The sequence below is a fragment of the Verrucomicrobiota bacterium genome (assembly GCA_016871495.1).
Lineage (GTDB): Bacteria > Verrucomicrobiota > Verrucomicrobiia > Limisphaerales > VHDF01 > VHDF01.
The window spans coordinates 1-7910 of sequence record VHDF01000139.1; the positions used below are offsets into that span (position 1 = coordinate 1).

The 7910-nt window shown below is 63.0% G+C and carries 6 protein-coding genes; 3 read left to right on the forward strand and 3 right to left on the reverse strand.

All coding sequences use genetic code 11. The features are described 5' to 3' along the window. Positions 1-148 precede the first annotated feature (148 nt). From FJ404_18720 to FJ404_18730, 3 genes are all read left to right on the forward strand, one after another. Entirely contained in the window at positions 149-874 is a 726-nt protein-coding gene (locus FJ404_18720; protein MBM3824885.1) for a sigma-70 family RNA polymerase sigma factor, read from the forward strand. A 309-nt stretch (positions 875-1183) separates the two neighbouring features. Then, positions 1184-2203 carry a hypothetical protein gene (locus FJ404_18725; GenBank protein MBM3824886.1) on the forward strand — a complete coding sequence of 340 codons (1020 nt, stop codon included), beginning with the start codon at positions 1184-1186 and terminating at the stop codon, positions 2201-2203. A 176-nt stretch (positions 2204-2379) separates the two neighbouring features. After that, positions 2380-3249 carry a DUF1559 domain-containing protein gene (locus tag FJ404_18730; protein ID MBM3824887.1) on the forward strand — a complete coding sequence of 290 codons (870 nt, stop codon included), beginning with the start codon at positions 2380-2382 and terminating at the stop codon, positions 3247-3249. A gap of 210 nt (positions 3250-3459) precedes the next feature. On the opposite strand, the gene FJ404_18735 is transcribed toward FJ404_18730, so the two are convergent. The 3 genes from FJ404_18735 to lpxA form a co-directional block, all read right to left on the reverse strand. After that, positions 3460-3870, reverse strand: a complete 411-nt coding sequence (locus FJ404_18735) for a hypothetical protein (protein ID MBM3824888.1) — start codon at positions 3868-3870, stop codon at positions 3460-3462. Between the two features lie 805 nt (positions 3871-4675). Continuing rightward, entirely contained in the window at positions 4676-6937 is a 2262-nt protein-coding gene (locus tag FJ404_18740; protein MBM3824889.1) for a hypothetical protein, read from the reverse strand. 24 nt (positions 6938-6961) lie between these two features. After that, positions 6962-7756 (reverse strand): acyl-ACP--UDP-N-acetylglucosamine O-acyltransferase, encoded by a 795-nt coding sequence (gene lpxA, locus FJ404_18745; GenBank protein ID MBM3824890.1) that lies wholly within the window; start codon positions 7754-7756, stop codon positions 6962-6964. Positions 7757-7910: the final 154 nt, after the last annotated feature.

Genomic DNA, 7910 nt, shown 5'->3' on the forward strand with positions numbered 1-7910 from the left:
GGACTCGGAACGTAGGTTCCGGCCAGGAGCTTAGCGCGAAGGGTTTCCCAGTGTTGACGCACATGGTCGCGTCGCTGTTCCGTCGTCATGCCGTCGATGCCGGGCGCGCCTCCGTTGCGTTTGACCGGGATGACGTTAGGCTGGGCCGATGCAAGCGGGTCGATCTCACGCCGTCTTTGCCACCACACGCTGGAGCCTCGTGCAGGCCGCGGGAGACGGCGTTTCGCCCGAGGCCGTCGCGGCGCTGAACACCCTGGCCAACACCTACTGGTATCCCCTCTACGCTTTCGCGCGTCGTTCGGGTTGCACGCCGAACGACGCGGAAGACCTGACCCAGGGCTATTTCGCCCGGCTCATCGACAGGAACGGGCTGGGGGATGTCCGAAGCGATCGCGGGCGTTTCCGCGGCTTTCTCCTGGCGTCGTTCAAGCACTTCATGGCGGATGAGTGGAAGAAGGGGCGGCGCCAGAAGCGGGGTGGGGGAGTCGAACAGATCTCGCTCGACGCCGGGGAGGCGGAAGATCGATACGGCCTGGAGCCGGTGGAAATCCGGGATGCGGAACGGCTGTTCCAACGTCGCTGGGCCATGACAATCCTCGACCGGGCCCTGGGTCGGTTGGAAGCCGAGTTCGTTGCCTCGGAACGCTCGCGGGTGTTCCATGAACTCCGTCCCTTCCTCGTGGGCGACAGCACCGGGACCTACGCGGAGGCCGCCCGGGCCTTGAACACGTCCGAGGCCGCCATCAAGATGACGGTGTCGCGACTGCGGCAGCGGGCGCGAGTGATAATTCGGGACGAGATTGCGCAAACGGTTTCGACCCCGGCCGAGGTGGACGAGGAGTTTCGGGCGCTGCTCGAAGCGCTGCGCTCCTGAAAAGCCGTCCCGGATCCGCGGGGTTTCCCACTTTCTGTTACCTTTTCCGGATTTTGTCGCTGGAAGGGGTGAACGGATATGCTGGCGAGCATGAAATCTCAAACCTGCCCGGAATGCGGCGGCGCGATCCCGCCCGACGCCTCCGGCGGACTCTGCCCCGCCTGTCTGCTCGGCCTGGCAGATTCCTCCTGAGAGGAGGCGGCGGCGGAATCCGACCGCCTTTGGCCCCTATCATCGGCCGCCACCGCCGCCAGCCCGCCCGCGCGTTTCGGGGATTACGAGCTGCTGGACGAGATCGCACGGGGCGGCATGGGTGTCGTCTACAAGGCCCGGCAACGGGGACTCGATCGGGTGGTGGCGTTGAAGATGGTCCAATTCGGGAGTTTCGCCAGCGAACAGGCCCGACAGCGCTTCCGGGTGGAAGCCATGGCCGCCGCCCGTCTCAGACATCCCCACATCGTGGCCATTCACGATGTCGGTCAGCTCGACGGGCAACCCTTCTTCACCATGGATTTCGTCGAGGGACGGAACCTAGCCGCCGTCACGAGCCAGGGACCGGTTCCGGTTCGGCAGGCCGTGCAGGACGGCGATTTCTTCCGCGCCCGCCAGCTTTTGGAAAGGCATCGTCCGGGAGGGACGACTTCCACGTCGTCCCTGACTTCTTCATGGGACAAGCAGACGGGAGAGCAGAAAGTCCAGCCATCCCAAGCGAGCACCGAACAAGCGCTATCGAGACCAGATGCCTTGTCTCTCGAAAGAGACCGGAACGAGCTTGCAACGCGTCCCTACCGCTCCGACGGCACCGATGCAACGGCCTCGCCAACGCTCTCTCCCTTCTCCGCATCCCTTCCGCCCGCAATGGACCTGCGCGGCTGGGAATGGGGCTATCTCTGGCGCGAGACGCAGGGCGACCCGCACCGCGTGCTGCTACAACTCGATCAGCCGACCCGCCCGTTGGGCGTGCTGGCGGACGGTCAGACGATCTACGTCGGCTCGGAAGACAAGACTTTGCGCCTGCTGGATCTGGCATCGGGCGCGGAACGGGCGGTGCTCCGGCATCCGGAAGCACTTCGCGCCGCGGCCGCCTCGCCCGATGGCCGCCAGTTGGCGGTCAGTGGATTCGATGGCACGATCACCCTCCTAGACACCGCTTCGTGGCAGGAAGTCGCCCTGCTCAACGGCCACGCGGACACGGTCTATCATCTCGCCTTCAGCGTGGATGGCCGGACGCTCCTCTCCGCCAGCCGCGAGCGGCTGCGCGTGTGGCGCGCGGATACCGGACCGGAAAGCAACGCACTCAACTTAAACTCTCCAGCAACCACACCATGAAACCCACGACATGCGTCACTCGAGATCCCGCCTGCAGGCGGCCGCTTCGTGAACACGGAGCTCCCAACGCGTCCATGCAGCTCAGTTCCGGGAGGGCGGCGTTCCACCGCCGTCCCAAATTTTCAGAGGGTGCTCAGTATGGGCTGCGGTGGAACGTAGCCCTCCCGCCTTCGCTCATCGGCCCGAGGGGGAAGCCACGCACGTGCACGAAGGCCGCCATCACCCTCATCGAATTGCTCGTCGTCATCGCCATCATCGCCATCCTGGCGGGGATGCTCCTGCCGGCTCTGGGGAAGGCGAAGCAGAAGGCGCAGGGCATCCAGTGCCTCAACAATCAGAAGCAACTCACCCTCGCCTGGACGATGTATGCGCATGACAATCGAGACTCCATCCCCTATGCAGGTCGCGCCGTGATCAATCCTGCCAGGGCGCACGCCGTGTGGATGCAAGGGACGATGGACTATGTGCCTGGCAACCGCTCGAACTGGGATGTGAAGCAGGACTTGGAGAAGAGTCCGCTTTGGAATTACGTGCCATCGGCTGCCGTTTTCAAATGCCCTTCAGATCGATCCGTCGTGCGCCCGAATTCCGGCCCGTTTCAAGGTCAGACCATGCCTCGTGTTCGCAGCATGCAGATGAACATTTGGTGTGGCGGTTTTGCTGGCGACTATCCTGATGTGCTTGAACCCGGTTGGAAGATCTTCCTCAGCCTTTCCGACCTGAAAGATCCCGGTCCCTCCCAAACCTTCTTGTTCGTGGACATGCGGGAGGACGCAACCTCAGGGGGGGATTTCTACATCGACATGCTCGGTTTTCCCGACAAACCGGAACGGACTCGCATTGCCGTGGACTGGCCCGCCAGCTACCACAATGGAGCGGCGAGCTTCTCGTTCACCGACGGTCATGTCGAACCCCGGCGGTGGAAAGACAAGCGCATGATGCCCCCGCTCCTCAAGGGCACCGCCGCGCGTTTCGGCAGCGTTCTAAACATGCCGCACAGCCCTGATATCCGCTGGATGCAGGAACGCGCCACCCGGCGTCCGTGAAACCCGAGCGAAACCCATGAAGACATAATGGGGTCGCTTGTCCCTCGTCCACGAATACCACCCGGCCGCCCGGAGCGGGCTTGAGCACCGGGCAAGCGTTGGACGGCCGCTTCGCAAGTTGCCAACCTGCCTCGTGAAGTGAAGCCCCGTCACCTTCGTTCAACCTGATTCACGTTCAGCCCACGTCCCACACGAGGTTTGGCGGCCGGCTTATGGCGACAACTCCACCCGAAGTCGAAAAAAGCCTGCAGCACCATCGCGCGGCACTTCCGCGACGCCGGAGGCGGCGTTCCCCGTCGAAAACTCAAACCACGGCCCGGTCGGTTCTGAAGCTCGAAGGATGGCATAGCTTCGCCGGTTTGCTGAATTCCACCTGAGCCCCGAGCCCACTCGGTTGACTTCCACAAGAAACCTCGATGACGAATGGGCCGGGTCCGTCATGGCAACAAACTCATCCACATCTCGCACGCCATCACCGTCGGAATCCGTTTGCCCATGGACGTATGTTTTCATGCCCGTGGCGTGACGCCCATCCATGTAATCCATGGCATGCTCCAACAGGACATCGCGTCGGGCCGCATCGTCATAACTGGACTCCGGCCGCACAGAAATGGCGGGCATGATTCCCACGTCCTCGAAGACGCTCGTTCCCGCCGGCGTTGTAACGCAGGTCGATGATCATTCCTTTCGCGGTCTGATGCGACTGGAAAAAGGTCAGCAGGTCGGCGTCCGACAGTCGGCCAAGGGCTCGACAAAACGTCATGATTCATAGCGCCGGGTCGGGGGACCCGGCCTACACGCGTTGGGAATTCTCACAGAGGCCGCTTGCCCTCACGCGGCGGAGATGGATGACGCTGCTGTATTCCCGTTTCCAGCCAGAAAACTCCGCCGGGCCGGAGTGCGGAACGCTGAGTAACTTCAGCATCAAGTGAGTCGGGGGGATTACTCCCTCAATCGATAATACGTCGCGCTCCCCCCGGCAGGCAACGTCACGCCGGTCGCTCCGGCACTGACGGAGACAGGTGTCCAGGCGCCCCCAACCACCGACGAGGTTGGTAAAACTCGGGCAGGCTTGACCCTGGCCTCGCAACCGTCCCGGGAGGCGTTGCGGTTCCGGAGGCCGGATCAAGTCAAGTTTCAACGGAACAGCCACTGAGCTTCATATTCATGACATCTGGACGCCAACGGGGAAACCATAAAAACGAGCTAGTCCCGCCTCCCCGCGCATCCCGAAGTGGTCTGTCGTGTGGCGCAGGCTGCCCGTCGGCCCGGCCGGTGAAGAACGAGGCCCTTCCATCCTCTCCACGCGCCGGGTTCCCTGCGTCGCCCCGCAGGCTGGGCAGCCTGCGCCACAGCAGACAGGGCTGTCTGCGTGACCACGACAACCCGGTCACCGACAACCTCTGGATGCACCGCTTGCCTCACCTCACTCCGCCACCGCGTTGATCGTTCCGCAATACTCGGACCGAACCGACTCGCCGTCGGCAAATTGCAGGTCGAAGCGCACCCGGAACTGCATCGCCGGAACCTGCGAGGCCAGCGCCAGCCTCACCACTTTCCCGTCCTGGCTCACCGTCACACCACGTATCTCCACCCGGTCCCGCCCCACTGCTCCCGGCCTCTCCACCGAATAATCCTTGGATCCATAGTCAGCGCTTTCCCGATAATTCCACCGTTCCACGCCGTAGTTTTCCGAGTCTACCGCACTCGACGGTCGCAAGGGCTCGGTGAATCGCATCGAAACTCCTGTGGAATCTGTCCACACCGCGACCGGCAACCGCCACGGACGTCCCGTGTACCGCACCCGATGAAACGCCGCGTCGCGCGGACCGTCCGTCTGCCATCCCTTCAGCCCGCTCAAATACAACTGCCCGTCACGAGGATGAAAGCGTGCCCGCATAATCCCGGTCTCGAAGCGCAGCGGGAACGGAATCACCCCGCCCTGCCGCATGCCCCGCGCCGTCTCCATCGCCACCAGGAACAACCGCGCCTTGCCATACGATACATGCAGCACCTGTCCGCCCAGCGGCCCCCACCGGTCCGAGGTCACCCAGACCTGTGACCCGCCTGAGTTGTCCATCGTCTGCGGTATCCAACAGAGCGGCGGATCGGATCGCTGAATCACCGTCCCGGAAGGCGCCGCCGGGCGGTAACCGTAGAATTTGCCTGGCTCAATCCAATTCAACCGGCCCGAAGGGATCCAGTTGCCCTGATTGTCGCTGCAGGTGATCTCGCCTCCCGGACCCAGGCTCATTCCGTTCGCCGCCCGCAACCCGTAAGCGACCGCGTCCAGCCTGGCTCCATCCGCCGACACTTTCAGCAATGCCCCGCCATACGGATACGCCGGATCCGCCCGCTGGCCGCATCGGGTGTAGTAGAAGTTTCCAGACGCATCGGTCCACAGATCCATGGCGAACGCATGATAGGACGGCGTGACTGGAGCGTCGTGATTCACATTCTCGTAGTAGTCGGCTTCTCCGTCCCCGTTCAGATCATGCAGCTGAGTGATCCGATCCCTTCCGAGCACGCAGACTTTTCCTTCCACCACCCTCAGACCCAACGCGTCGAACAGGCCGGCCGCATGACGCCGCCAAACCAACCGCTCCAAATTCCCTTCGATACCCGAAAGGATCCACACGTCCCCGTTCCACGTGGAAAGCGCCGCCCGCCCATCCTGGAAAAAATCATGCGCCACAAATCGAAGCCATGAATTCCACGGATTCGCCTCCGGCACGGTCAGGCTGTCGACTTCATAGGCCACATCTTGATTTCCGATTTTCCCCCGTGTCTCCAAGGCTTCGGTCCAAAGCGCCGGTCCGCCCCCTCTGACTTCCGACGGATTCCTCACGGGCTCCATCGAACTCTCTCCATTCAGCGACGATTCCCGCTCCGGCCAAAAACAGACCTGGACCACCCTTGCCTCGGAGGAATCCGGGATCCGCAGTTCTCCCCAGCCTGACCCCGCCCATCCGAGTTCCACCCGATCCACTTCACCGCGCAGGGAGATCCATCGGTTGCCCTTCGCTTCCCGCCAATCGAGCCGTCGCGAACCTTCCTGGGAGCGCGGCCCGCTTCCTCCGACGGAGACCATCTTGGCTCGCAACGCCCGGCTCCCAGGCCCGATCCAAAACGTCCGGGTGAAACAACCCGCCCGGCGATCGAATCCAAATTCCTCCAAAACCTCCCGTTCCCCGACACGATACGCCACCACCACACGCCGGCCATGCCGGTAAAACCCGCGATAATGCGCCCACGCCTTGGGTAGAGGTCCATTCGATCCAGCACGAGGGTCCACCCACGCTCCCGCGCCATCCGACCAACCCGGCCCCATGTCCGTCGCAAAGTCCAATTCACCCCCGGGGAACACTCCATCGCTGCCCTTGTAGGAGTCCAGATGACTCTGGGAAAGATCCACAAAACCGCCCCGCCACATGCCCGCCACCCGCAACGTCTCCGTGTCGAAACACGCCGCCGCGTTCGTTCCCTCCACCTGCACGACCAATCCTTTCACCGCCAAATGCTCGGAAGCGTTGGTCAACCCCGGCTTGGGCGAAACGGTATACGACAACACCGGACCGTAATCCATGCGCGCTCCCGGACCGGCCAGCGCGTTCCCCATGATCCCGACCCATACCCAGGGCCATACCCCTACCCACAGCAACACCAACCTCACGCCGGAAGGCTTCATCGAGGCCCAACCCTTCTCCCCCGGTCAATCGTCTGCATCCTTCGCTCCCGCAGCGCCACGGTCCGCGCAAATCCCGCGCCGGCTCGATTCGGCAAACGCAAGGAGTTCGAGGCACTCCGCCGCGGCAAACGATGTTTGCGCCGTCTCCAACCGCTCTCGCCACAAGCCTTCTCCGCGAAACAACAGGTGATACATGCGCTTCAACTCCCTCCGCGCATCCGCCGCCACTCCCGCCCGCCGCAGTCCCACCACGTTCAAACCGCACATGCGATTGGCGCCCGTGGCAATCGTGAACGGAGGCAAATCCTTGCTGATCGCCGCGCCTCCCTGCATCAACGCCAGCCGCCCCAACCGCACGAATTGATGCACCAAACAACTCCCCGACAAAAAAACCGCGTCGCCCAAAACCGCGTGCCCCCCCACCAGCGCGCCGTTGGCCAAAATCACCTTGTCCCCCACCACCGCGTTGTGCCCCACATGACTCCCCGCCATGAACAATCCCCCCGCCCCAATGACGGTGTCCTCTTCCAGTCGGTTGGACCGATGGACGGTCACATGCTCGCGAAAAACATTGCCCTTCCCGATCCGCAATCCGGTCGACGCACCGGCGTACTTTAAATCCTGCGGTGCATCTCCGATCACGCAGCCCGCGTGGAAGACATTGCCTTCGTCAATCGAAGTCCTCCCGGTCAGATACACCCCGGGCCCCAACCGGCAGTTTGCGCCCAAATCCACCTCCCCATCGATCACACAATGAGGCCCGACCACCGCGCCGGATCCGAGCCGGGCACGGACATCGATCACAGCGGTGGGATGAATCTGCGGTGGCTGCACGCGGCGAGCGTGGCAAAATCAACCGCCAACTTCACGCATAGAAATAGCCGAGCTCCCGCAGCGAAATCCAATCCCTCGCCTTGCCTTCGGTCCGCCGCCCCAGAATCACATGGTCCAGCACCTCGATCTTCAGCAATTG

Coding starts and splice junctions, on each gene's coding strand:
- FJ404_18725 (MBM3824886.1), top strand. CDS start 1,184: ATGGGTGTCGTCTACAAGGCCCGGCAACGGGGACTCGATCGGGTGGTG.
- FJ404_18735 (MBM3824888.1), bottom strand. CDS start 3,870: ATGCCCGCCATTTCTGTGCGGCCGGAGTCCAGTTATGACGATGCGGCC.
- FJ404_18740 (MBM3824889.1), bottom strand. CDS start 6,937: ATGAAGCCTTCCGGCGTGAGGTTGGTGTTGCTGTGGGTAGGGGTATGG.
- FJ404_18720 (MBM3824885.1), top strand. CDS start 149: ATGCAAGCGGGTCGATCTCACGCCGTCTTTGCCACCACACGCTGGAGC.